Here is a 24,121-nt window from a genome sequence, read left to right as displayed (position 1 = left end):
AACAATCATCGAATTGATTATTTCCCTCAGGGCCTGAATGGAACGCGCCGACCTCGAACTCGTGACCACCGTGCGGCACCGCGGCAGCCTGGCCGCGGCCGCGGCGGCACTGGGCGTCGCGCCCTCGGTCGTCACCAAGCGGCTGGCCGCGCTCGAAGGGCGGCTGGGCCAGCGGCTGTTCGAGCGCACCACGCGCCGGCTCAACCTCACGGCCGAGGGCGAGGCCGTGTGCCTGCATGCCGACAAGCTGCTCGAAGGTTTTGCCGTGCTCGAGGCCGAGTTGAGCGAGCGTCAGAGCGCGCTGCGCGGCCGGCTGCGCATCGCCGCCACGCTCGGTTTCGGCCGGCGCTGGGTCGGGCCGGCGCTGGCCGAATTCCAGCAGCGCCATCCGGGACTGCAGATCGACCTGCAGCTCAGCGAACAGTTGCCCGACCTGGGGGCCGACGGCTACGACGGCGCGTTGTGGCTGTGGTCGGTGCAAGGCGCGCACAGCGCGCACTGGATCTCGCGCCGGCTCGCGCGCAACCAGCGCATCCTGGTCGCATCGCCGGCCTACCTGTCGGCGCATGGCGCACCGCGCGCGCTGGAGGAACTGGCGGCGCACGCCTGCCTGATCGTGCGCGAAAACGCGGAGGCCCAGGGCGCGGGCCGGGAGCACTGGGCGCTCAAGCACGACAAGGAGAGCGCCCTGTCGCGCGTGCGGGTGCAGGGGCCGCTGTCGAGCAATTCGGGCGAGATGGTGCGTGATTGGTGCCTCGCGGGCCGCGGCATCATGCTGCGCAGCCTGTGGGACATCGCACCGCAGCTGGCCTCGGGTGAACTGGTGCGCGTGCTGCCGCACCACGCGATGCCCGACGCCGACATCCACTGGATCGCGCCCTGGCGTCCCAAGACGCCGCGGCGCGTGCGGCTGCTGATCGACTTCCTGGCCGAGCAGTTTCGCAGCGAGCCCTGGAAGCCTTAGCTAGGCCCGGCTCTCGCGCACCACCAGGCCGACGCCCAGCGCGGTGACCGCGGTGCCGATCAGCGTCAGCGCCGTGATCTGCTCGGAGAACAGCAGCCAGGCCATGAGGGCGGTGGTCGGCGGCACCAGGTAGAGCAGGCTCGTGACGGCCGTGGCCGTGCCGCGCTGGATCAGGATGTAGAACAGCGAACTGCCGCCCAGCGACAGCACCAGCACCGACCAGGCCATGGCGCCACCCGAGTACAGGTTCCAGTGGATGGGCGCCGTCTCCAGCAACGCCAGCGGCGCCGTGACCAGCAAGGCCGCGCCGAATTGCACCAGGCTCGCGCTGCGCACGTCGCAGGGCGCGACGAAATGCTTCTGGTACAGCGTACCGACGGTGATCGACACGAGCGCCCCCAGGGCCAGGCCCATGGTCAGCAGGCTGACCTCGCCGCTGTCGCCGAATTTGCGCGACACCACCATCACCAGACCCGTAAAACCCAGCAGCAGGCCGGCCCACTGCCGCCGCGTGATGGCGCCACCACGCATCGACAGCCAGAGGCCGGTCAGCACCGGCTGCAGGCCGACCATCAGCGCCACCAGCCCCGCACCCATGCCCGCATGGACCGCGGCCCACACGCCGGCCAGATAGCCCGCGTTCATGAACACGCCGGTGACCGCCAGGTGCCCCACCTGCTGGCGCGTGGACGGCAGTGCGACGCGCGCCAGGCCCACCCACACGGCGAAGCACAGCATCGACAGCGCATAGCGCAAGGCGAGAAATTTGAGCGGTGGCGCATAGGGCATGCCGTAGCGCGCGACGATGAAGCCGGTGCTCCAGATCAGCACGAACACACCCGGCAGGAAACGCAGCCAGCCCGCCGTGCGGGCGGCCACCGCCGTCATTTGGTGCGAGCCCGGATCTCGGGGATGGCCTTTTGCAGGTAATACACCATCGACCAGACGGTGAGCACGGCCGACACCCAGATCAACCACTGGCCCCACAGACCGGTGTCGATGAAGCCGAACAGATGGCCGTCGAACAACAGAAAGGGAATGGCCACCATCTGGACCACGGTCTTGACCTTGCCGAGCATGTGCACCGCGACGCTCTTGGCGGCGCCGATCTGCGCCATCCATTCGCGCAACGCCGAGATGGCGATCTCGCGGCCGATGATGATCAGCGCCACGAACACATCGGCGCGTTGCAGATGCACCAGCACCAGCAAGGAGGCACAGACCAGGAACTTGTCGGCCACCGGGTCGAGGAAGGCACCGAAGGCCGAGGTCTGGTTGAGCTTGCGCGCCAGGAAGCCGTCGAGCCAGTCGGTGGCGGCGAACACGATGAACATCACCGTGGCGATCCAGTTGCGCATCGGCTCGGCGATGGGCAGATAAAACACGCCCACGATCAGCGGGATCGCGATGATCCGCGTCCAGGTCATGATCGTTGGCAAGGTCCAGAACATGCCGCGATTGTGCATGATGCCAACGGGTGTCATCGAGGGCGACGCTTCAGTGCAGCGCCCGGTAGATTTCCTCGGCCAGATCGGAGGCGATGCCCTCGACCGACGCGATGTCCTCCACGCTCGCGGCCGCGACACCGCGGATGCCGCCGAAGCGTTGCAGCAGCCGGGCCCGGCGCTTGGGGCCGATGCCCGGAATGTCCTCGAGCTGGCTGCCGCCCACGCGCACCTTGGCGCGCTTGGCGCGCATGCCGGTGATCGCGAAGCGGTGTGCCTCGTCGCGGATCTGCGCCACCAGCATCAGCGCGGCCGAGTCCTTGCCCAGGTAGACCTTCTCGCGGCCGTCGGCGAACACCAGTTCCTCCAGCCCGACCTTGCGGCCCTCGCCCTTCTCGACGCCGACGATCAGCGACAGCGGCAGGCCGAGCTCGGTGAACACCTCGCGCGCCATCGAGACCTGGCCCTTGCCGCCGTCCACCAGCACCAGGTCGGGCATGCGCGCCGCGCGCGTGGCCGGCGCTGCATCGCTGCCCGCGCCGTCGGCGTCGCCGGGCGTGGGTGCGTCGGTCTCGGCGGCCATCGCCTCGGCCAGCTTGGCATAGCGGCGGTGCAGCACCTGGCGCATGGCCGCATAGTCGTCGCCCGGCGTGATGCCCTCGATGTTGTAGCGGCGGTATTCGCGGTTCTGCATCGCGTGGCGTTCGAACACCACGCACGAGGCCTGCGTCGCTTCGCCGGCGGTGTGCGAGATGTCGAAGCACTCGACGCGGAAGTTGTCGAGGTCGTCGGGCGCCAGCTCCAGCGCATCGGCCATCGCGCGGGTGCGGGCCTGCTGCGAACCTTCTTCGGCCAACAGCCGCGCGAGTTGCAGGTCCGCATTCGTCTGAGCCATCTCGAGCCAGTGACGGCGCTGCTCGCGCGGCTGGAAGACGGCCGTGATGCGCACGCCGGCCTGCTGCGAGATCGCCTCGATCAGTTCGCGGCTCACGGGCTGGCCCAGCACCAGCGTGGCCGGCACCGGCACGTCGATGTAGTGCTGCGCGATGAAGGCCTCGAGCACCTGCACCTCGATCGGATCGCCGACCGAGGATTCGTCGTCCAGCTCGCCCTCATGGATCTGGGCCGCGTCCTCCACGTGCACCGGGAAATAGGCGCGATCGCCCAGGTGCCGGCCGCCGCGCACCATCGCGAGGTTCACGCAGGCCTTGCCGCCCTGCACCTTGACCGCGAGGATATCGACGTCCTTGTCGGAAGCGATCTCGATCGACTGCTGATGGAGCACGCGCGAGATCGCCGACATCTGGTTGCGCAACTCGGCCGCCTGCTCGAATTCGAGCTTCTCGGCATGCGTGGTCATGCGCTGCTCGAGCTTCGAGAGCACGCCCTGGGTGTCGCCCATCAGGAAGGCCTCGGCGCTGACCACGTCCTGCGCATAGGCCTCGGGCCCGATGTAGCCCACGCAGGGTCCGCTGCAGCGCTTGATCTGATAGAGCAGGCAGGGCCGGGTGCGGTTGGCATAGACCGTGTCCTCGCAGGTCCGCAGCTTGAAGACTTTCTGAAGCAGCTGGATCGACTCCTTGACCGCCCAGGCGCTGGGGTACGGGCCGAAGAAGCGGTGCTTGCGATCGGTCGCGCCGCGGTAATAGGCCAGGCGCGGAAAGGCATGCGCCGCGATCTTCAGGTAGGGGTAGCTCTTGTCGTCGCGGAACAGGATGTTGTAGCGCGGCTTGAGCGTCTTGATCAGGTTGTTCTCGAGCAGCAGCGCCTCGGCCTCGGAGCGCACCACGGTGGTCTCCATGCGCACGATCTTGGAGATCATGTGGCCGATGCGGGTACCGCCGTGGCTCTTCTGAAAATAGTTGGCGACCCGCTTCTTCAGGTTGCGGGCCTTGCCCACATAGAGCACGGCGCCGGCCGCGTCGAAATAGCGGTAGACACCGGGCAACTGCGGCAGGGCCGCGACTTCGCTGAGGAGTTGATCGGAGTGCACGTCGGACATGGCGGCTATTGTGGCTTGCAGGAAGAACCCGCATCGATCCACCCGGCCATGAGGGTCGAGGTGCGGGTCTATGGCTACGCCACAGGCGCGTTCAGGTCGCGCAACATCGCTCGCGAGCTGCACGACGATGCGGGGGCTGGGTACCCAACTTACCCGCCCGCGGCACGATCTGCGCCTTCCGCGCCCCAGAAAACGCTGAGCTGGAAGACACCGGCCGAAACCCTGGGCGAGTCTCTAGAACCGGTTCAGCGACCCAGGAAGTCGGGGGTGATCAGTTCGGACCGCAGACCAAATCCTGCAGGTCCACAATGTACATTTGGCGCTGAGATTCGTGCACGGAGTCGATGCATGCCCGCGTGCCTTCGCGGCTCCAGCGCGGGTGCAGATCGCAACGATTTTCCTTGCCAAGATCCGGCGTCGCGTAGAAGCGACCCAAGTCGTGCCGCACCTGTCGCACGGTGTCGAACATGATCAGAGTCCGTTCATGCGTCACCGGATCCGGGTAGGTGTCGCTCAGCAGCCACCGCTTGTCGACGGGCGCAAATGTCATGTGCCCGTTCTCGGACAGCGTCCGATCGCCGATCACCTCGACCTTTCCTCCATCAGCGTCGCTGTACAAGTGATAGTGGATGCGGCCTGCATGCGGGCTCCACGCGATGATGTGCGTCTCATCCCTCCACAGCGGATGGGATATCTGCCACTCTGACTTTTCGTAGTCGAAAGTGCCCGCTGCGGCGGGATCGAAGGCCTCTGCGAGCTGCGGCAGCGGATGGTCCGAGCACTCGAGAAGACGCAGTCCCGTGCCATCGGGATTCATCGTGATGAGCCGATGCAGAAAACAGGTCTCGTCTTCCACGCGTTCGGTCCAGCGATGCAGCAGGAGCACGCGCGACGAACTCGGGTTGATCTCGATGTGGCTGACCCAATGGATCGCCTTGTCCATCGACCGGCAAGGATTGAACTCGCGCAGGTCGCGGTAACTCAGGATCAACCGGTGGCGGCCCGAGGCGATGTCCATCCAGTGAATGCCATCGTCTGAGGGGGCGGGCGCGAAGCTGCGCGCCGTCGACGAATCCGGGTAGCCGATGGTGGGATGCGTAATTTGAAGGCGGCCGTAGTCCACGCACAGGGCATAGCGACTGTCCGGAGACACGACGTAGATCGGCAGCGGAAGTTGCCGTTGCTGGCGAGTGTCCAGGTCATGGATGGTCGCGCCGAGGCCTGGGTAGAACGAAGCAAGGTCGTCGGTGCGGGAGTTGTAGATGAGCGCGCGCTGCGGCAAGCCGTCCAGCCATTGAAGCTGACTCCCCATCTGCCAGTTCCAGGCCTGGGTCTTGGCGACCGCGTGAAAGTGATCCCCATCGGCCAGATCGAACCATCCGATTTCGGCAATGGCTTTGGCGTCCAGGGGCGCAGTCATCACCGGCACCCGCTGGGCCAGAAGATGCCGGCCGGTACGGTCCCAGGGAGTCTTGTTGTAGTAGCCGAAGAAATGATGATGAGGTCCCGCACCGACGCGGCGCAAGGGGCAGGGTGTGTCAATGCTCATGGCTCAATGGATGATCTGCTGCAGGAAGCGCTGCGCGCGAGGTGTGATCGATCCCGAGAAGAAGTTTTCGACCGAGGTGTTCTCGACGATCTCGCCCGATTCCATGAAGACGATCTGGTCTGCGGCGCGCCTGGCGAATCCCATCTCGTGGGTGACGACGACGCTCGTCATACCGCCTTCGCTGAGGTCCGTCATCACGTCGAGCACTTCCTTGATCATTTCGGGGTCCAGCGCCGATGTCGGCTCGTCGTAGAGCATCAGCCGGGGTTTCATCGCCAGCGCACGGGCAATGGCGACGCGCTGTTGCTGGCCACCGGAGAGATCGTCCGGATATGCCTGCGCCTTGTCGGGGATGCGAACCTTCTCCAGCAGTGCCAGAGCTTCGTGCCGCGCCTCCATCGGATCCATGCGCAGTATTCGAACGGGCGCCAGCATGATGTTCTCCAACACGTTCAGGTGCGGGAACAGCTCGAAGTTCTGGAACACCATGCCCATCTGTCTGCGGGTCAGGTAGGCCTTGGATCGATCACGCCCGACCTCCTGGCCGTTGAAGACGATCGAGCCGCCATCGACCGTTTCGAGCAGGTTGATGCAGCGTAGCAGCGTGGACTTTCCCGAGCCCGAGGGCCCGACGATGACCACGGTTTTTCCCGCGGGAACGGTAAGCGAGCATTTTCTGACCGCGTGGTGCTCGCCGTAGAACTTGTCGATGCCTGACATGCGGAGCAACTCGCCGGCGCTGAGGGATGGAGATGTGGTTTTCATCTTGTGGAGGTTCGAATCGTCGTGGCGCCGAGAAGGCGCTGGGTCAGCGTCGGATGGCCTGCCGCGCGGCGCGTGCGCGGATTCATCGCGCGCTCGACGACGGCCTGGACACCCATGAAGACGGTGGTCATGGCAAGGTAGTAGAGGCCCGCTGCGGCGAGTGCTTCGAAATACTTGAAATTGGCGCTCGCAGTCTGGTTGGCGACCAGCAACAGTTCTTCCACGGCGATCACCGAGACCAGGGCGCTGAGCTTGAGCATGCCGATCATCTGGTTGCCCAGCGGCGGCAGGATCACCTTGAGGGCTTGCGGGATCACCACATAGCGCATCACCTCCCAGTCGCGCATGCCGAGCGAAAGGCCGGCCGTGCGCTGGCCCTTCTTCACGGCGAGCAACCCCGAGCGCACGACTTCGGCCATGTAGGCCCCTTCATTGAGAGAAAGCGCAAGCACCGCGCTTGCGAAGCCTGTCAGCGTGATGCCGAAGGTCGGCAGCACATTGAAGATGAAGATGATCTGAAAGAGTACCGGCGTTCCCCGGAACAACCAGAGATAGGCGATGGTGCTTCCCCGCAGCAGGCGAGAGCGCGAGTCTTGCAACAGCGCCAGCAGGAGGCCGATGGCCAGGCCGCAGAACAGCGAGGTCACCGTCAGCAGCAGGGTCACACCAGCGCCTTTGGCGAAGGGCGCCGAGAAGACGTACTGGAAGACCAGTTCGAGCGAGAGCGTCATATCGTCCTACTCGAAGATGGCCATCGTCGTGGGAAATCCCCACTTCTGCATCAGGCGTTTGTAAGTTCCGTCTCTCACTGTCGCCTTGAGTGCATCTTCGACCGCGCGATGCATGTCGGCGTCGCCCTTGCGCACGGCGTAGCCCATCTGCGTACTGGCCTCGAATGTCCTGCCGACGACCGCGTAGACATCGGGCAGTTCGCTCAGCGCCTTGACCGCGCCAGGAGTGGAGTCGAAGAGGGCATCCGCGCGGCCTTGGCGAACGGTCAGCAGCGAGTCCTGGGCTGTTGGAAACGTCATGACCGTGACACCTTCCTTGCCCGCGGCCTTGCAGCGTGCGTCGTCGGCCCGGGCATAGGATTCCTGGATTCCACCGAGCGTGACGGCGACCTTCCTGCCGCACAACGAATCGTCGCGCCCAGTGATCCTCCTGGGGTTCTCCTTTGCGACCACGACCTCGGTGCCTATGCGCAAGTAGGGGATGAAGTCGACCTCCTTCGCGCGCGCTTCGTTCATGTACATCGCGGCATTGATGAAGTCCACGCGCCCTCCCTGGAGCGCGGGAATGACGCCCTTGAACTCGATGCTCAGGGGTTGCGCCGCAGCGCCCATGCGCCTGGCAAGTTCGTTGCCCATGTCGATATCGAAACCGACGAGCGCGCCGTCGCGCATGAATGCAAAGGGCGCGAAAGTTCCCGCCACGGCATAGGTCAGCTTGCCGTGCGCGACGAGGTGCGAGGGTTTCCGGACTTCCTGTGCCAGCACGCCGTTCGAACAAGTGAGCCACAGAATGAGAAGCGCGAGGATTCTGAACATGCGAGTGCTCCTTGAAGTGGAAATCATGCGGACAGCGCGATCACTTCGATCGCGACCCTTGCGCCAGAGACGGAAAAACCCGAGGCCAGGACGACCGAACGTGCGGGCGGCGTCGGGAAGTGGACGCGCCAGACCTCGTCGAACATCGCGAAATCGCTCAGGTCTGTCAGGAAGACCTGTGCCTTGGCGACGTGCCTCAGGTCGCTGCCGACCTCGCGCAGTGCGGCGTCGAGCCGCGCCAGGACCCATTCCGTCTGGAGCTTGATGGCGGAGGAGTAGTGCGGATATGCCGTGTGGACCTCGCATTCGAGAGGCAGCGCGCCAGTGTCGAAGCCGGCGCAGATGCCAGCGGAGAAAACCAGATCGCCGCAGCCGATCGCCTCGGGGCCGCGCGGGCCGCTTTGCGGCGGAAGTCGCACTTGGCCGCCGGTGTAGGCGGTCAGATCGATCTCGATCAATGTGCCGGTCACCAGCAGCGAGCTGATCCCCGGAACGCCAAGCGCCGGCAAGTGGGTCGAAGACTCGAACGCCTCGTGCCAGGCCGGCAGGAACTCCGCTTCCTGCCGGGTGTCGAGAAGCAGCGCCTGCCCCTTGACCACGTCGGCGCGCGTGGCACCAGCTGCGGCCAGCGAGCGCGTCATGTTGCCGATGGTGTAGGCGGTCTGCCGGCCCATGTCGGACTGGCCCTGCGGTCCCTGGGCCTGGGGCGGTACGCCGGCAACCGCGTTGTGCGCGAGCTGGCCTGACGTGAAGACGAAGTCGCCTGCGCGGACCGCCTCGATCTTCTTTGTCAACGGGCGCGGGGCGTCGGATACCGCCGGCTCAATGCGAAGGCCGCTGTCGGCGGCCAACGCGATGAAGGCGATTTCCAACCGCGCGCCTGGCACCAGCAGACCGGCCGCGCCGACCGTGGTGCGCGTGGGCGGACTCGTGAAATAGCGATTCCACACCCGATCGAAGCCCAGAAAGTCCGCCCCGTCCAACAGGAAGACGTGGGCCTTGAAGACCAACTCGAGCCCGCTGCCGGCGCTCTCGAGCGTGCGAGAGAGGGAGCGCAGGATGTAATCCGTCTGCAACTCGGCGGCGGACTCGAAGTAGGGAAAATGCTCGTTGGTGCTGGCTTCCGCGGGGATGCCGGTCTTCCAGTCCGTAGCCATCCTGGCAGATGTGAAGATATAGGGGCCGGCGCGCACAGCCTCGGCCTGCCAGATGGGAGCGGCAGGTTCGTGGCTTCGAATGGGTGCGAATTGGCGATTCTGCGGAAAGCTCATGAGAGTCCTTGAAGTTGAAAAAGGCGTCAGCGCAACTGCATGACGTCGGGAAAGAGCCGTTGGATCCAATGGCCGATGGACAGGAGCTGGCGGTCGGTATGGCGGGCGCCGACCAACTGCACGGACAGCGGCATGCCGCCGGGGCCAGACCCCAAAGGCAGGGAGAGGCAAGGCAGGCCAAGCAGCGACCAACTCAAGTTGAAGCTCGCGTCGCCGGTGGAGTGCAACCCCTTCGGCGCCTCGCCCGCAGTCGCCAGGGTCAGCAGCACATCCTGTTCGGCGAGCAGCGCGTCCACCCGTCGGCCGAGTTGTGCGGCGCATTGCTTGGCGCGCAGGTAGCTGTCTTCGTCGACGTTTCGTCCCTTTTCGATTTCCTCCAGCAGCGGTTGGCCCAACCGCTCATGGAATGCTCGCCACTCCGGCATGAGGGAACGCCCCATCTCGTAGCCTGAAAGAGTCCGGTGCCAAGCCAGCGAGTGCTCGAAACCTGCAGGTGGCGCCGCGAACTCGGCCCGCGCGCCCGCGTGGCTGCAACGCGCGGCCACGCGTTCCAGCATGTCCAGCGCCACGGGCTGCGCGCGATCGGCAAACGGACCGGGAAAGACGCCGATACGCGGCTTCGCGATCGCGTCGGGCAGCGGCGTGGACATCGTGGCACCGCGCAGCGCGTCGAAGAACAGCGCAGCGTCGCAGGCGGTCTGCGCGAAGATGCCCACCGTATCCAATGACCAGGCATAGCCTTTGGTGCCTGCCGTCGAGATCGACGCGAAACTCGGCTTGAAGCCGACAGCGCCGCAGAATGCCGCGGGACGAATGATGGAGCCACCGGTCTGGGTGCCGGTGGCGAGAGGCACTTGGCCGTCGGCCACCACGGCCGCAGACCCGGCCGACGAGCCTCCGGGCGTGTGCAGCTTGTTGTTCGGATTGGTGGTTGCGCAAGGGCGTGTCGCTCCGAACTCCACCGTCGCGGTCTTGCCCAGGATGACGGCCCCGGCCGAGCGGGCCAGCGCGACGCACGCCGAGTCCATGACCGGCCGATGGCCGGCGTACGCAGGCGAGCCGTAGCCCGTCGGCAAGGTGGCCGTATCGGACAAATCCTTGATGCCGATGGGCACGCCGTGCAGGATGCCTCGGCGCGGCCCCCGATCGCACTCGCGCGCTTCCCTCAATGCTTCTTCAGCCCCCAACCACGCCCAGGCATGGAGTTCGTCTTCGCGGGCCTGGGCATGGTCGAGGCGACTGCTCACCAGTCGCTCGGAACTCAGCTTTCCACTTTCGATTTGGTGGGCACATTCGCGAGCGCCGAGGGTTTTGGGCTTGAGCATGCGCAAAGTCTAGGTTTGCGAACCCATACCCGCAAATGTAATTTTGACACATGACTATTCATCGTTGGTATACATTGCGCGCACCCGCTACAGCAGCCCTTTGTCTGTCCAACTTGCCCCAGTCGCCATGACCCGTCCCCTCAACGCCCGCCAGATCGAGGCCTTCCGAGCTGTCATGCTCAGCGGCACGACCACCGCCGCTGCGCAGCTCCTACACACAACGCAACCCGGCATCAGCCGACTGCTGGCGCAATTTCAATCCTCAAGCGGCGTCAAGCTCTTCGAGATCCAGCGCGGCCGGTTGCTCGCCACCGCCGAGGCCAAGGAACTCTTCGGAGCCGTTCAACGCCACTACCTGGGCCTGGAAAAGATCGAACAGACCATCGCCTCGCTGAAACACTCGGGAGTTGGACTCCTGCGTGTCGCCTGCACACCCGTGCTGGGCCTGGCGGTCATGCCCGCCGTCATCCGCATCTTCAAACAGGACTTTCCCCGTGTACGCATCACCCTCCACACCATCGGTACGCACTTGATGCGCGACGGTCTACTCAACGGCCTGTATGACCTGGCGCTTTCGACCAGCGATATTCGTGCCACGGGGCTCGACCCGATCCTGGTGCATCAGGACCGCTCGGTCTGCGTCATGCACAAGCAGCATCCGCTGTCGGGAAAGAGCAGCGTGCACGTACGTGACCTGGCGGCTTACCCGCTGCTGACTCACCACTCGGATGACGCGCAACATCAGATGCTGCAGCAGGCGCTGGATCGGCATGGAGTGACACCGCCATCGATCGTCGAAACCAGCTACTCCGCGACCATCTGCACTCTGGCGGCCGCCGACGTCGGCGTCGGCGTGGTCAGTACCTACGCGGCGTCGTTGTTCTCCGGCCTGGTGCACATGGCGCCTTTTGTGCCCGGAATCACGGTCAAGACCCATATGGCGTACGCTCCGCATGTCGCGCGATCGAGCCTTACCGGTGCATTCGTCGAGCGTCTGCGTGCCCATTTCGATGCGCTTACGCCCTGAGAGCGATCACCCATTGGCGCGATGAAGTTCCAAGCCTTTCTTCTTTCCCTTTTTGTTTCCAAGCTGGCGGATCAGATCCTGCTGTTCCTGGTGCCGCTCGTCGTGTTCCAGGTCACCCAGGACGTGGCTTGGTCGGGCTATGCGTTCGCGGCCGAGACTTTCCCGAGGTTCCTGTCGTTCCCCGTTTGTGGCGCCCTGTGCGACAGGGTGTCCCCACTCAAGTTGCTCCGCGCGAGCCAAGTGGTTCGTGCGCTGGTCTGCGCGCTGGGTGTTCTGGGCAACGAGTGGCTCGGCGGCATCGGGTGGCTGGTGGCACTATCGGCGGTCTGCGGCGTGCTGACGACCCAAGGAATGATGGCGAGAGAGGTCATGCTGCCCCAGATCGCCGATGGCCGCGGGTTCGACAAGGTCCTGATCTACGCACAAACCGCGGACCAGGCGGGCATGGTGCTGGGTCCCTTGCTGGCGGCGCTTCTTTTTGCCCACTGGCCGTGGCAGGCGGCGGTGGGAGTCGCCGCCGCGCTGTTTTTGCTGGCCGATGGCGCCACCGCATTCTGGCGGCGCAACAACCCTGTGCAATTGCACGAACCGCAACCGCAACCAGGGAATTTCATGCGGCCGCTGAACACGGCGCTGGGCCATGTGCTGCGCCTACCGGGCCTAAAGCAGCTGGTCGTCCTGGCCATCGGAGTGAACCTGATCGTCGGGGCCACACTGGCGTCTTCTGCCGCGCTGGTCACCGGCCTCTACCAGCGCTCCGCGACGTACTACGCCGGACTGCAGACCTTCGGCGCGGTCGCCACCATCGTCATTCTCCTGGGGATCGTTCGTGGCTCGCTCGGTTTGAGGAAGATGGGGCTGATTTCCTATCTCCTGATCTTCTGCGGCGGCATGCTGATGGCGGTCAGCGCTCATCATGTGGCGTATGCGATCGGCTTTGTCGCCGTCATCGGCTTTGACAAGATGTTCAGCATCTACATCCGGGTCGGCAGACAACAGATCATTCCGGTAGGGGACTACGGCAAGACTACCGGCGTGATCGTGTTGCTGAACAACCTCGCTCAACCGGTGGCGGGTTTGCTCGTCGGCGCCTTCGCCGGCGTCGCCGAGCTCGGAGGGCTGCTTCTGGCGCTGTCTTTGCTGATGGGGGCACTTGGCATCGCCGCAGGAATGACGGGTCCACCCATGAACTAGGTGTTTGATCCCAGGCTTGATGGCGTTCCATACCCGCGTCGTCCCAGCATTCCCCGCAGTGGCTCATGCTGCAGATGATGTTCTGGCTCCTCAGCAATTGCTGGAACTCATCGCTGGTGTACTGGGCGGAGGTGGGGTCGCTGAGCTTGAAGCTCTCCCAAATGCTGCGCGTTGATCTGCTGGGCTCGCTTGTTCCACGACAACCGCGCCTAAAGGCGAAATGCCACGACGCAACAACCTCTGGTCGTTCTATCCGGACATCGCTCGGAAACCAGCCTTTCGCGAACACGGTTCACAGGAGGGTTCTCGTGCCCCAACGATTGGGCGCATGGCGAGCTTTTTCGGAATCACACGGTGTCGATGCCGATCCGACGGGCCTCGGCCTGGAGGACGAGTCGGTGGATACGGTCGGCCGGCAGGTTGACGAGCAGTTCCACGTGCCGGCGGATGGCATGCAGCACATGAACGAATGCGTGCGGGTCTTCCTGAAGCATTGCGCCTCGCGGATCGGGATAGGACCACAGGGCCGTCGCGGGACGGCCCGGCCAGATGGGGCAGGTCTCGCCTGCGGTCTCGTCGCACACGGTGACGATCAAGTCCATCGGGGGCGCGTCGTCTGTCGCGAACTCGTCCCATGCTTTGCTGCGCAGACCAGCGGTCTGCATGCCGGCGTCCTCGAGGGTCTGGACGGTTCGGGCATCGGGCCGGCCATCCGGACTCGGTCGACTCCCCGCCGAATAGGCCTGGAAACGGCCCTTGCCCAGTTCGTTGAGCAAGGCGGCGGCCATCACGCCACGAACGGCATCGTCGTTGCAGATGAACAGAACTCGGGTCGGGCGATCGGCTTGCATGCGGTCCTCGAAACGTTTGATGACCCGCCATTTCCTCCAAGCCGGATGACCGTGTCGTGACAACCGCTCACGACAAGGACATGCGCTCCACTTGGTAGGACAGATCGAAAAGCTTGGCCTTGCCGGCGTAGTAGCGATCGATCCGCCACTGGGCCAATATGGCGGTCGCGAGGTCGAAGGACTGGAGGTCGAGCCGATAGAGGCTGGACAGATCGAAGGGCGTCTCCGACTCCAGTGCGAGGACGAGTTTCGACAGGGTCTGGGCCACTTCGGTCGAGGGATCGGCTTCGATGAGCCGGCGCACTTGCTTGATCGCATTCATTTCTGATTTCTCCAGTGGAAGAAAGAACCCACGCCAGCGTCACACCTATGTCTTGAACTAAAGTTCAAATCTACACCCGCGATCGCTTCTCGGGGCCTGGGGTGCGACACAAGCAGATGACGGATGTCATTCTTTCATCCTAGGGTTTCCACGGAACGAGTCCCCACAGTTCGGTCGGTCATGGCAGACACGAAGACCACGCCTCCTGCAAGGCGCCCACATCCATGCGACACACGTTCATGCATCGCCAGTACCGCGTCGACGTCCAGGTCGAGCCGCGCGGCGCCGCATGGGTGGGAAGCTTCGCGACCGGGGACGACGGCGTCAGCGGCGCGGGCCCGATCTGTGAGTCGCCTACGGCGGCCTTGACGCGGGCCTGCGAACACGCCCGATCAACCCTCGACGCGTATCTCGCCTCGCGCCTGCCCGTGGGGTGACGCACGCCACCGCGCAGCGGCATGCCATGCCAGTCCGCAACCTGCTGGCGGGTCATCTCCTCGATCCAACGCCCCAGGCCGGCTGGGTCAGGAGAAGCGCCTGCAGCAGCGCGTAGGCGGTCAGTATTGGCCTGTGACCAAACGATGCGGGCGCCATTGTCAGAACCGGTACACGTAGCCGACGCGCACGGTCGCCGAGCTTGACCGGTCGACCAGCGGACTGTTCTTGATGCCACTGCCCAGCGTGGTGGCGCTCAAGTCGACGAACACGTTTTGCTTTGGTGCGATGTCATACCCCACGCGCACCCCGAGCTCGAAATTTACAGCGGACCGGCCTTCGTAGAAGGCTCGGTCGGCCGTCACTTCGGTGGAACTCACGCCGTAGTAGTAATTGACGTACTTTTTGTCCATCCAGTTCGCGGCAATGCGAGGCGTGATGTCGAAGGCGCCGGACTTGAGGCGGCGATCCAGCTGCAACTTGAATTTGGTTCCCTTGCTGTTGCCAGAGCCGTCGGCCAGGAATTCAGCGGACAGGTTCCCGAAGTCGTTGCGCCATGTCGCCGCCCCACCGAGCCAGAAGCTGGCCTTGCGCTCATCCATGCCGGCGAGGAAGGGAGAATCGTCGGATTTGTAACCCTCGTCCACGTAGCGTGCGCGCAGCCGGAATGAGACCGGGCCCGCGGAGGGCAACTTCACGTCCAGGGTTGGGCCCACGAGATTGACGTATTTGTTCTCGTACAAAATCAGCGGGATGCCTTGTGCCTTGTCGTCGAACTCGCGGTAGGGTTTGCGCTCGAAGCCCAAGCCGACGCCCAAACCCCACTGCGATCGACCGTCGCTCCAATCGTCAGTAGCTCCGAAGGTCGGTTGGGCCCAGGCAGCGGGTGCCATCATGGCGCCGAGCGCGGTTCCTATAAGCAGGGCGCGTCCACGCGTGCGGGCACGGTCGCTGACAGGGGTACGGGTTTCATTCATCTTTGAAGTCCTCAGGGTTGAAAAGAATCTGGTTCGGCAGCGGAGGCCGCCTCTGTGTCTGGCGGGGAGTCACCGTTGTTCGCGAGGTTCTGTCGGCGCTGCAGATAGGCGTCGCGCACGAAGGGGTAGCGGTCCAGCGCGATGTCATCGAGCATCGAAGTCACTGGTAGCAAGGTGGAGCGTGTATGGACGAACTGCAGCGGCATGGCGGCGACGCCCAGGGTCGGCGAGGTGACGAAGTCCACTGGCACGGTGACTGATTCGCGCACCGACGATGGACCGAGCAGCGGCCAGACCACGTAGGCGCCGGAGTCGAAGCCCCAGTGCCCGAACGTCTGCCCGAAGTCCTCGGCATGGCGCGGCAGGCCGAGCGGCGGCGCCACGTCGAAGATGCCGAGCACGCCCACGGTGGTATCGGTGGCCACGCGCGCGGCATCCGACAACCCATCGACCGGGCGGCCCTATAGCACGAGATTCAGCCTCGGTTTGCGACAGCGACGAGTTCGCGTTGATGTACCTGGCCACAACGAGGATCGACAGCGCCACGTGCCAGGAATCACTTCGCGCCTGCATCGCAACGCGCTTGCTCTCGCCGGCCAGCGCCGCTTCGGCATCGAACTCGCCGCAGCTCGTCTGCGAAAAGCGCGACTCCGGGGTTGTGCCCGGGGTTGTGCTCATGGGGATGCTGGTGCACGACGCGAGAAGAAGCGTCAGATGAATCGCGATGAGGGAATATTCGAGGCGGACGGGCACGGCAGCTCCAGTTCGATGCAAGCTCGGACGACATGTCCTTCGTTGGCAGAACTGGATGCTGATCCGTGGCCTTTAACAACTCTTTAGGCGTTTTAGGATTTGATTAATCGTTTGAATCATGGTCGCGGCGATTTGAAATAAACCCGGCCTCAGGAAGACGTGGAGCACGCATACTTCCGAATGGATCCGAAGGTCTTAACAAGAAATTAATCGCACACCGGCAAGATCGCTCCTACCGTCATTCCACACCGACAACAGCGACGCCGCACCAATGCATCTCCTCCTGGTTGAAGACGACACCATGCTCGCCGAGGCGATCTGCGACGGCGCACGTCAGAGTGCCTGGACGATCGATCACGTCGGTGACGCTGCAGGTGCCAGGCTTGCGCTGGTCGACCACGCCTATTCCGCGGTCCTTCTCGACATAGGTTTGCCCGGCGAGTCGGGCTTGACCGTGCTGCGCTCGCTGCGTAGCCGCTACGACCCAACGCCGGTACTCATGCTCACCGCGCGCGGCCAGTTGAGTGAGCGCATTCTTGGGCTCGATGCTGGAGCGGATGACTACCTGGTGAAGCCGTTCCAGTTCGATGAACTGTGGGCGCGCGTTCGAGCGGTGATCCGACGCAGCCAAGGGCGTGTGATTCCTGTCTTCACCCATGGCGATATCAAGCTCGATCGCGGCAAGCGTGTGGTCACACGCGGTGGTGTCGAGGTGCCTTTGAGTGCGCACGAATACCGTACGCTTCTGGCGCTTCTTGAGCGTCCGGGCCACGTTGTCACGCGGGATCATTTGCAGGATGTGGTCTACGGCACGGCCAGTACCATTGAAAGCAACACCATCGCCGTCTTCATCCACCAGCTACGCCGCAAGCTCGGCGAGGATCTCATCCGTACCGTCCACGGTCATGGCTACGTGATCGGACAGGCCCAGATATGAAGTCGCTGCAGAGGCGGATGCTCGTCGTGCTCGGCGCGACCATCGCGCTGTGCTGGGCAGTGGCGCTCGTCGTACTGTTCACTTACGTGCAGTACAACCAGACCAGCATCTGGGACGACAAGCTCGAGTCGATCGCTACCCGGGTGCTGCTCGCCATCCCGTCACGGTCAGATCTTCCAAAAGCACGGGTTGAAGGCCTGAAGCTTCGCTCGGATGCACTGCCAAAGAGCGAACAGCTTGTGTTTCAAATCTGGGTCGACCGCAGCAGGCTTTCGGTCGGCACGCCGGGCGCACCGGCGACACCGCTGCGGCCGGACTTCGCGGAGGGCATTGCCACCACGGTCATTGACGGAGAGCGCTGGCGCGTTTATTCCGTTTCGGACAGCACCGGCCGCATTTATGTGCAGGTGGGGAACCTGCAACGTGTCGTTGACGGCGACCTGCAGTCCAAGGCGTTGATCGCATTGGCCCTCAACACTGTGCTGCTAGCTCTGGTGGGGGGGCTGATGTGGTTTGCGGTTCGACGCTCGCTCAAGCCGGTGACGGCGATGCAGGCGACTCTTCGCGAGCGCGAAAAATTTGACCTCACGCCTGTGCCGATGGCAGACCTTCCGTCGGAGCTGAGACCGCTGATCGCGTCGTTCAATCATCTGCTCGACCAGCTCGACAAAGCGGTCGAAGGGGAGCGGCGCTTCATCGGCGATGCGGCGCATGAGCTGCGCACGCCGCTGTCGGCGCTACAGGCGCAGGCACAGGTCGCGATCCAGGCAACCACGGCCGCCGAGAAAAATGCGGCGCTGGCCAAGCTGATGCTCGTGGTGGAGCGCAGCGTTCGCTTGTCGGAACAGATGCTCGATCTCGCACGGCTCAACGCCGGAGCGATCGCAAGGCACCATGTGCCCGTCGACCTGAGCGAACTCGTTCTGTATGTCGCACGCGAATTCGAGGTCCATGCAAAGCAGCAGGACCGCTCTATCTTTCTGGCGATTGAATCCGGCTGGATCGACTGCGACATCGACGAGATCGGCATCCTGCTGCGCAATCTGGTAGACAACAGCCTGCGGCACACGCCCGTAGGTGCCCGCATCCGCATCGCCTGCGGCACTACTTCGGAAGGCGGCCTGAAGCAGATATTCCTGGAAGTGGCGGACGATGGGCCGGGTGTTCCAGAAGCTGAGCGCGAAGCCATCTTCCAACGGTTTCATCGGGTAGTCGGGACCGGCTCGAGGGGCAGCGGAATCGGGCTGTCGCTGGTATCGAGCATTGTCGATCTCCATCGCGCCGTCATCCAAACCGGCGAAGGACTGGACGGTCGCGGCTTCAGCGTTCGGATCCTTTTCTCGGCTTCGGTCGGCGCCGCCTAGCGTTCACGATTTCAACTGCGCGAAGACGGCCACCGCAATCGCCTCAAGAACCAGCCTCTACAAGAGGCCCGGTGTGCATCTTCGTCGATAGCCCTCGTCTTGTTCGCATATGGAGCAATGCACCACCGGATAGCGGTACGTGGGTGTTCTTCGATCGGGGACCGACGGCGCGCAAGCGGAGTACCGGCTGCAGCTCGCCTATCCGTCGCTGGGGTATGAGGTGTCGCTACTGCCCAAAGTCGGTGTCGAGGAACGTGCTGACTTTGTGCTGAACACCTTGGCAGGCCGATAACCCGCCATCGCGCCAGAGATGCGCCAACACATGGCGATTAAGGCGTTTTTCACCGAGTGTGGATGCAAAATTTGCCGCACCAAATCCGCCTCAACCTCCAAAAGAGTTGCGGACCACCTCGTCGCCAAACGTCTAGTCCAGATAAGCCACCATTGACCACAGATTGGACCGGAATGACTCAAGATTTCGCCGCCCCGCCAGGATTCGCGCCCTACCCCGATCCCGTCGACGTTTTCGCGACGGCGTTGGACGAGCACGTCAAGGTGTTCCATCCTTTGCTCACGGTGCCCGCCGCACAGATCGACCCCGCGTGGACAGGGCAGTTCCACTTCGTTCTTCCCATCGAGCCTTACGACGGTGCGCTGGGTGAGGGAGGCCTTGCCTATTACGGCCCCCATTGCGGCGAAGCGTGGATCAAGTTCGTGCGGGAGGATTCGAAGTATCGATTCGCCGGAGACTGGCGCTATTTCGAGATCAACCGCGAGCGAGGCGACACGGAGGCGGAGCACTGGTACGACGTGATCAACAGAAGCTACATGGAGCACCGACGCGCCTGGCATGAAGACGGGCGGATGACCAAGGGTTTTCGCGATTCTTACTGGGTGAACCAGCTCGGAGGCCGCGCTACCGCAGGCAATTGGTCGAATGCACTCCGATCCGAGGCTGATGTGATCAGGTGGGGACGCAAGCCGCATCGGCTGATGGGACTGGAAGAGACCATCGACGGCGACACCTTCGTTCATCCGTTGAACGAGCAAGGGCAACCGTACCGCCTCGTGGGCATCTTGACCGGCTACCTCTATCGAGACCACGGCGCCGACAAGCTTCTGCTGTTCTACGACCCGTCATCGAGCAGCGTGCTGCTCATGCTGGACTTCAGCTGAGCGGCGTACGCACCGGGCTTGGTGAGCTCGATGACACCGAACAGGCATCGGTGCGCCAGCGCCGCGACCAGGTGCGGGCTGGTGCGACGGCGGCGGAAACCTCGCTGCGCTTCGGTCGAAGATAAAAGCTCGAGAGACTCGCCGACACGGATGCGCGATACGTCAAGCGCCCGTGCTTCTCTCAGGGCCGCCAATTGCGCCGCTCGGCAGGCGTCAACACCGCTTTCTGTGCATCGCTCAACGCACCGTCGCCCAACACCTGGATCGCACTGCGCGCGTCGTAGCCGACGGGCCGCATCCCCGCCCTTTCTTCACGGGGCGCCTCAGGCACAGGCTCATTGCCGAAGCCCAGCACGCGCACGGTGAACACCGACGGCAGGCTCTGGCGCGCCGCCACGCGTTCGCGCTGCAGCACCTCCTGCGCCGCGCCCGCGGCCTGCGCGGCGGCAGCGCTGGCGTTGCTCAGCGCGCCCACGTTCACCGCCGCGATCGTGGGGATGCCCACCGACTGGCCCTTGACCTGGATGTTGGCCGCGTTCACGACCTGCAAAGCCGCGAGGTTCACGTTGCCCGAGACGCGGATACCCGCCTCCCCTGCGTCGATGGTGCCCAACGGCGCGATCAGGTCGATGTCACCGGCCGGCACTTCCGGGATCGGCGCCAGCGTCGCGATGCCCGCGCCGGTGCTCGGCACCTCCGACGACAGCGTCACGTTGCCCCACTGGTCATACACGCGCTTGGGCGGCGTGTAGACCACGGTGGTCTTGGAGCCTCGACCCGCGTTGATGTCGCCTTCGGCCGACCAGCCCATGATCGAGCCACCGAAGGTGGTCATGATCCGGCTCTGGCCGAGCAGGATGCTTCCCAGCGAATAGATCGCGATGTCGCCCGCGCCCTGGGTCAGCACGCCCGAATCGGCGGGCGGCGCCTCGCCCTCGATGCCGTAGACCTGGCGGCCGCCCGGCGTGAGCAGTTGAATGTCGCCGCCGAACAGCGTGCGCACAAAGCCGCTGCGCGCAAAGGTGTTGCTGATGCCATCGACAACATTCGTGCGCATGCCGCGGAACATCGTGATGTCGCCGCGGTAGTCGATCAGTTTGCCATCCGCGGCGCTTTCGAGGAACAGCGCCGCGATGACGTTGCGCCCGCGCAGGTAGCTGCCGAAGCGCGCGCCGTCCGCATCGTTGTACTCGCGCCCGCCGGCCTGCAGCTCGGCGAAGTAGACCTGCCGCGCAAAGATGCGCTGCTGTTCGGCCGGCAGCGCATCGAAGAAGGCCCGTGCCTCGACCGGCGTGCCCTGGAAGCCATGGCCGTTGTCCTGGTCGACCAGCCACGCGAGCAGCTCGGCTTCATAGGTCTTGACGACCTTGCCCGGTTGGTCGGCCAGCGGCAGGCCGGCCTGGGCACGGTTGCCGGCATCGAGATAGCGTGCCAGGAGGCCGCTGTAATCGGGGCCGTTCGCGCCCACGCCGGCCAGCATCGCGATGCTCGCGCCGGGCCGGCTGTCGCCCGGCACCACCGGGCCCAGGCTGGCCACACCCGCGCGGTCTTCCATCTGGATGTGGCGGCCCGCGCTGACCTCCAGCGTGCCGGGGCCGACGACGCTGAAGTTGCTGTAGATGATGTCGCGCCCGGCCGAGACCATCGACACGTCGGTCGCATCGCTGTGCGCGAACAGGTTGCCCGAGGTTTCATAGGCGGTATCGAAAGCGCCACCCGTACGCACGGCTTGGCCGATGGGCGTGCCGCTGCCGACGATGTCGCGCCCGGCCATCATCCACACCGGCTGCCCAGCCTCGTAGTAGGTCTGGCCGGCGCGCGTCGGGTCGTTGGACTGGAATGCGTTGATGCGGCCCGTGGCCACGCCCACCAGGTCGCCGTTCACCGCATAGAAGCGCACGGGTTCGCTGCCGTGCTCGCTGCCCGCCGACACGGTGTTGGCGCCCAGCGCGAACAGCGGGCGTCCGGTCAGGACGCGGTTACCGGCGAGCGACAGGTTGCTCACCGCCGTGCCGTTCGCCAGCACGCCCTGGAAGGCCGGGCGGAAAGGCGTGGCCATTGCACCCTCGGCGGCACCCGACGGGCTGACGGCAAAACCACCGCCGTAGATCGAATCGCTGGCGAGAAATTCCAGTTGGCTGTTGGCCGACGGCGCCAGCACCAGCGCGCCGGCGCCCGCCTCCGTCGAGCGCGCCGTCGCCGCGCTGCCATAGTAGAGGCTGCCGCTGGCCGCGACCGCGCTCAGGATCGACGGGTAGACGTATGCCATGTCGGTCGCGGGAACGCCGATATTGGCCATCTGCGGCGTCAGGTCGCCGCCGGCCGAGAACAGGCGGATGGCGGTGTTCGGCGTCCACAGCGTGAACCAGCTTTCGCCGCTGCCTTTGGCCGTGCCGACGATGAAGGGCGTGGTGTTCTGCACCTCGGCGCGGCCCGCGTCGTTGGCCCCCATCACGACCAGGTCGCCACGCGTGTTCACGTTGTAGCTGGCATCGCCCGGCACGAGGACGATGCCGCCCTGCGCCGCGACCCGGTTGGCCGCGAACGGATCGACGGCCCGTGCTTCACGCACGGACTGCCCGCCTGTGGATTGCGCATAGCCCAGCGACTGGGTGCCCAGGGCACCGGCCTGCAACTGCACGTCGCCGCGCAGGTTGACGATGGCGCCATTGCGCACCGCGTTGGTCGAGATGGTGTCCATCGGATCGAGTGCGAAGGGGTTGAGCGCGCCGCCGATGCGCAGGCTCAGGTCGCCGCCGCCGGTGAGCGCCAGGCTGCCATCGGCCAGCACGCGGCCGGTGCCGCCCACGGCCAGCACCAGACCGTTGCTGCGCAGGTTGTCCACGCCGGTACGCACGGCCGCGCCGCGACTCGACACGATGCCCGCGTCGCCGCCCACATCCACGCGCAGGTCGCCACCACCCAGCGTGCCGTAGCCGGTGAAGCCGGCCAGCGTGTCGGTGACGCCGCGCGTCGCGTAGCTGCCGAAGTTGATCCACCAGGCCGTGGGCTGGTCGCTGCCCGCGCCAAGCGTGCTGCCACTGCCCTGGCGCCACAGCCAGTTGGCGGTGTCGGCATTGCTCACGCCCGTGTCGTACGAATTGGGACGACCCACGCCGGAGGAGGTGATGGGCTCCATCAGGTCGCCGGTCAGGTTGCCGCCGGCTGCGAGCGTCAGATTGCCGCCACCGGCCGGGTACCACGCGCGCGCCAGGCTGTCGGCCCCGCCATTCACGAATTTCTCGTAGGCTTGGCTGCGGTCGGCCAACACGGTGTCCGTGCCACCCAGGGAGCGCGGCAGGTTGTACGGATCGCCAGGCTGCGTCGCCTGCGACGACGCACCCGCCGTGTAGACGCCGAACAGCGAATTCATGCCCAGATTGCCGGCGGCGCGCAGGTCGAGATCCGCGGCGCCGGTACGCAGCACGCTGAAGCGGGTGCTGCCGGGAAGGTATTCGTACTCCACGCCGTGGGCGACGCAATGGCCGGGAGCGTCTTCGCACATGGTCGGCCAGCCGATGGCGTCGAGATCAATGGGCTGGCCGACCACGCTCAGATCGCCAAAGAAATCCAGCGAACCTTCTTCGGACCAGACCCAGCCACCGGGCAACGCCTTGCCGAACAGGCCGTAGTGGCTGTCGGCCATGCGCAGGTTGCCTGCTGCCGGCTGCTGTTGCAGGGTGCGCGGGTCGGCAGCACCGAGGTCGGCACCGGCCGCCAGCTGCAGCGACCACGATTGCGAGCCTTCCGGCAACATGGGGGCCACAGCCCACAGCCGCCCCTCCCCTGCGGGGCGCAGCTCGACCGACTTCGCGCCACCGGGCAGCTTGATGTCGGTGGCCGAGGGCAGCAGCGCGCCCACCGGCAAGGGGGTGTCGCCGTTCATCAGGTAGCGCCCGCCGGCCAAGACGACGCCCTTGGGCCAGGTCAGTGCAGCCAGCATGGCATTGGCCGGCAGGCGCGTGCCGGCGTCGAAGCGTGTGCCCTGGGGCAGCGTCACGTTCTCGCCGACGATGCTGCCGGCCGCGTGAATGACCTGGCCCGAGGCATCGCGCACGTTGGCCGACAGCACCGTGCCGCCCGGCAACTGCATCGCCGCCGCCAGTTCGCTGGACACGGGGATCACCGAACCCGCGCTGAAGGTGTGCGGCTGGATCGGCAGATCGAAGTTGAGGGCCGTGCCCCCCTCGAAGGCGGTGCCGTCCGCCAGCACGATG

General features: G+C 65.0%; 20 protein-coding genes and 1 pseudogene. 7 read left to right on the top strand and 14 right to left on the bottom strand.

Annotation, left to right across the window (positions count from 1 at the left end):
• Positions 1–37: 37 nt before the first annotated feature.
• Positions 38–964: a LysR family transcriptional regulator gene (locus ACSFBC_RS09450; RefSeq protein ID WP_435510077.1), complete on the top strand. Its 927-nt coding sequence runs from the start codon at positions 38–40 to the stop codon at positions 962–964.
• Here ACSFBC_RS09450 and ACSFBC_RS09445 read toward each other — a convergent pair whose 3' ends face one another.
• The 9 genes from ACSFBC_RS09445 to ACSFBC_RS09405 form a co-directional block, all read right to left on the bottom strand.
• Complete coding sequence (locus ACSFBC_RS09445; RefSeq protein ID WP_435510076.1) at positions 965–1,852, bottom strand: DMT family transporter; 888 nt, start codon at positions 1,850–1,852, stop codon at positions 965–967.
• Positions 1,849–2,415, bottom strand: a complete 567-nt coding sequence (gene pgsA, locus ACSFBC_RS09440) for a CDP-diacylglycerol--glycerol-3-phosphate 3-phosphatidyltransferase (RefSeq protein WP_435510629.1) — start codon at positions 2,413–2,415, stop codon at positions 1,849–1,851. Before pgsA ends, ACSFBC_RS09445 begins: the two co-directional genes overlap by 4 nt.
• A 46-nt stretch (positions 2,416–2,461) precedes the next feature.
• Positions 2,462–4,411 carry an excinuclease ABC subunit UvrC gene (uvrC, locus tag ACSFBC_RS09435; RefSeq protein WP_435510075.1) on the bottom strand — a complete coding sequence of 650 codons (1,950 nt, stop codon included), beginning with the start codon at positions 4,409–4,411 and terminating at the stop codon, positions 2,462–2,464.
• Positions 4,412–4,682: 271 nt separating this feature from the next.
• Positions 4,683–5,960 carry a hypothetical protein gene (locus ACSFBC_RS09430; RefSeq protein ID WP_435510074.1) on the bottom strand — a complete coding sequence of 426 codons (1,278 nt, stop codon included), beginning with the start codon at positions 5,958–5,960 and terminating at the stop codon, positions 4,683–4,685.
• Positions 5,961–5,963: 3 nt separating this feature from the next.
• Positions 5,964–6,725, bottom strand: coding sequence for an amino acid ABC transporter ATP-binding protein (locus ACSFBC_RS09425; RefSeq protein ID WP_435510073.1), 762 nt, complete (start codon positions 6,723–6,725; stop codon positions 5,964–5,966).
• Positions 6,722–7,456, bottom strand: coding sequence for an amino acid ABC transporter permease (locus ACSFBC_RS09420; RefSeq protein WP_435510072.1), 735 nt, complete (start codon positions 7,454–7,456; stop codon positions 6,722–6,724). The genes ACSFBC_RS09425 and ACSFBC_RS09420 overlap by 4 nt, the downstream gene beginning before the upstream one ends.
• A 6-nt stretch (positions 7,457–7,462) precedes the next feature.
• Complete coding sequence (locus ACSFBC_RS09415; protein WP_435510071.1) at positions 7,463–8,272, bottom strand: ABC transporter substrate-binding protein; 810 nt, start codon at positions 8,270–8,272, stop codon at positions 7,463–7,465.
• Positions 8,273–8,295: 23 nt separating this feature from the next.
• Positions 8,296–9,543 (bottom strand): RidA family protein, encoded by a 1,248-nt coding sequence (locus ACSFBC_RS09410; protein ID WP_435510070.1) that lies wholly within the window; start codon positions 9,541–9,543, stop codon positions 8,296–8,298.
• A gap of 26 nt (positions 9,544–9,569) precedes the next feature.
• Positions 9,570–10,868, bottom strand: coding sequence for an amidase (locus ACSFBC_RS09405; RefSeq protein ID WP_435510069.1), 1,299 nt, complete (start codon positions 10,866–10,868; stop codon positions 9,570–9,572).
• Positions 10,869–10,995: 127 nt separating this feature from the next.
• Here ACSFBC_RS09405 and ACSFBC_RS09400 point away from each other — a divergent pair, with 127 nt between their 5' ends.
• Positions 10,996–11,895, top strand: a complete 900-nt coding sequence (locus ACSFBC_RS09400; RefSeq protein WP_435510068.1) for a LysR substrate-binding domain-containing protein — start codon at positions 10,996–10,998, stop codon at positions 11,893–11,895.
• Positions 11,896–11,916: 21 nt separating this feature from the next.
• Positions 11,917–13,089: an MFS transporter gene (locus ACSFBC_RS09395; protein ID WP_435510067.1), complete on the top strand. Its 1,173-nt coding sequence runs from the start codon at positions 11,917–11,919 to the stop codon at positions 13,087–13,089.
• A gap of 347 nt (positions 13,090–13,436) precedes the next feature.
• Here the strand turns inward: ACSFBC_RS09395 and ACSFBC_RS09390 are convergent, their stop codons facing one another.
• Both ACSFBC_RS09390 and ACSFBC_RS09385 read right to left on the bottom strand, forming a co-directional pair.
• The gene (locus ACSFBC_RS09390) at positions 13,437–13,940 is read right to left on the bottom strand and encodes an arsenate reductase ArsC (RefSeq protein ID WP_435510066.1); all 504 of its coding nucleotides are present in this window, start codon (positions 13,938–13,940) and stop codon (positions 13,437–13,439) included.
• A gap of 67 nt (positions 13,941–14,007) precedes the next feature.
• On the bottom strand, positions 14,008–14,262 hold the full coding sequence (locus ACSFBC_RS09385; protein ID WP_435510065.1) for a hypothetical protein: 255 nt from the start codon (positions 14,260–14,262) through the stop codon (positions 14,008–14,010).
• A 224-nt stretch (positions 14,263–14,486) separates the two neighbouring features.
• Here ACSFBC_RS09385 and ACSFBC_RS09380 point away from each other — a divergent pair, with 224 nt between their 5' ends.
• Positions 14,487–14,699 (top strand): hypothetical protein, encoded by a 213-nt coding sequence (locus ACSFBC_RS09380; RefSeq protein WP_435510064.1) that lies wholly within the window; start codon positions 14,487–14,489, stop codon positions 14,697–14,699.
• Between the two features lie 159 nt (positions 14,700–14,858).
• Here the strand turns inward: ACSFBC_RS09380 and ACSFBC_RS09375 are convergent, their stop codons facing one another.
• Entirely contained in the window at positions 14,859–15,674 is an 816-nt protein-coding gene (locus tag ACSFBC_RS09375) for a MipA/OmpV family protein (RefSeq protein ID WP_435510063.1), read from the bottom strand.
• Between the two features lie 11 nt (positions 15,675–15,685).
• Positions 15,686–16,120: pseudogene (locus tag ACSFBC_RS09370) on the bottom strand (MlaA family lipoprotein); the annotation flags it as partial.
• A gap of 578 nt (positions 16,121–16,698) precedes the next feature.
• Here ACSFBC_RS09370 and ACSFBC_RS09365 point away from each other — a divergent pair.
• From ACSFBC_RS09365 to ACSFBC_RS09355, 3 genes are all read left to right on the top strand, one after another.
• The gene (locus tag ACSFBC_RS09365) at positions 16,699–17,364 is read left to right on the top strand and encodes a response regulator transcription factor (RefSeq protein WP_435510062.1); all 666 of its coding nucleotides are present in this window, start codon (positions 16,699–16,701) and stop codon (positions 17,362–17,364) included.
• Entirely contained in the window at positions 17,361–18,728 is a 1,368-nt protein-coding gene (locus tag ACSFBC_RS09360) for a sensor histidine kinase (protein ID WP_435510061.1), read from the top strand. Before ACSFBC_RS09365 ends, ACSFBC_RS09360 begins: the two co-directional genes overlap by 4 nt.
• 465 nt (positions 18,729–19,193) lie before the next feature.
• Entirely contained in the window at positions 19,194–19,904 is a 711-nt protein-coding gene (locus ACSFBC_RS09355) for a hypothetical protein (protein ID WP_435510060.1), read from the top strand.
• Between the two features lie 181 nt (positions 19,905–20,085).
• Here the strand turns inward: ACSFBC_RS09355 and ACSFBC_RS09350 are convergent.
• A partial coding sequence (locus tag ACSFBC_RS09350) for a filamentous haemagglutinin family protein (protein ID WP_435510059.1) occupies positions 20,086–24,121 on the bottom strand: 4,036 nt, incomplete at its 5' end.

The sequence above is a fragment of the Variovorax frigidus genome, from assembly GCF_051216515.1.
GTDB lineage: Bacteria > Pseudomonadota > Gammaproteobacteria > Burkholderiales > Burkholderiaceae_C > Variovorax.
The sequence above is the reverse complement of the archived record's forward strand: the minus strand, read 5'-3'. Positions and strand labels throughout refer to the sequence as shown.

Bases quoted from the DNA above. Each gene is read 5' to 3' on its own strand.
- ACSFBC_RS09450 (WP_435510077.1), top strand. From the start codon at position 38: ATGGAACGCGCCGACCTCGAACTCGTGACCACCGTGCGGCACCGCGGC.
- ACSFBC_RS09445 (WP_435510076.1), bottom strand. From the start codon at position 1,852: ATGACGGCGGTGGCCGCCCGCACGGCGGGCTGGCTGCGTTTCCTGCCG.
- pgsA (WP_435510629.1), bottom strand. From the start codon at position 2,415: ATGTTCTGGACCTTGCCAACGATCATGACCTGGACGCGGATCATCGCG.
- uvrC (WP_435510075.1), bottom strand. From the start codon at position 4,411: ATGTCCGACGTGCACTCCGATCAACTCCTCAGCGAAGTCGCGGCCCTG.
- ACSFBC_RS09430 (WP_435510074.1), bottom strand. From the start codon at position 5,960: ATGAGCATTGACACACCCTGCCCCTTGCGCCGCGTCGGTGCGGGACCT.
- ACSFBC_RS09425 (WP_435510073.1), bottom strand. From the start codon at position 6,725: ATGAAAACCACATCTCCATCCCTCAGCGCCGGCGAGTTGCTCCGCATG.
- ACSFBC_RS09420 (WP_435510072.1), bottom strand. From the start codon at position 7,456: ATGACGCTCTCGCTCGAACTGGTCTTCCAGTACGTCTTCTCGGCGCCC.
- ACSFBC_RS09415 (WP_435510071.1), bottom strand. From the start codon at position 8,272: ATGTTCAGAATCCTCGCGCTTCTCATTCTGTGGCTCACTTGTTCGAAC.
- ACSFBC_RS09410 (WP_435510070.1), bottom strand. From the start codon at position 9,543: ATGAGCTTTCCGCAGAATCGCCAATTCGCACCCATTCGAAGCCACGAA.
- ACSFBC_RS09405 (WP_435510069.1), bottom strand. From the start codon at position 10,868: ATGCTCAAGCCCAAAACCCTCGGCGCTCGCGAATGTGCCCACCAAATC.
- ACSFBC_RS09400 (WP_435510068.1), top strand. From the start codon at position 10,996: ATGACCCGTCCCCTCAACGCCCGCCAGATCGAGGCCTTCCGAGCTGTC.
- ACSFBC_RS09395 (WP_435510067.1), top strand. From the start codon at position 11,917: ATGAAGTTCCAAGCCTTTCTTCTTTCCCTTTTTGTTTCCAAGCTGGCG.
- ACSFBC_RS09390 (WP_435510066.1), bottom strand. From the start codon at position 13,940: ATGCAAGCCGATCGCCCGACCCGAGTTCTGTTCATCTGCAACGACGAT.
- ACSFBC_RS09385 (WP_435510065.1), bottom strand. From the start codon at position 14,262: ATGAATGCGATCAAGCAAGTGCGCCGGCTCATCGAAGCCGATCCCTCG.
- ACSFBC_RS09380 (WP_435510064.1), top strand. From the start codon at position 14,487: ATGCGACACACGTTCATGCATCGCCAGTACCGCGTCGACGTCCAGGTC.
- ACSFBC_RS09375 (WP_435510063.1), bottom strand. From the start codon at position 15,674: ATGAATGAAACCCGTACCCCTGTCAGCGACCGTGCCCGCACGCGTGGA.
- ACSFBC_RS09365 (WP_435510062.1), top strand. From the start codon at position 16,699: ATGCATCTCCTCCTGGTTGAAGACGACACCATGCTCGCCGAGGCGATC.
- ACSFBC_RS09360 (WP_435510061.1), top strand. From the start codon at position 17,361: ATGAAGTCGCTGCAGAGGCGGATGCTCGTCGTGCTCGGCGCGACCATC.
- ACSFBC_RS09355 (WP_435510060.1), top strand. From the start codon at position 19,194: ATGACTCAAGATTTCGCCGCCCCGCCAGGATTCGCGCCCTACCCCGAT.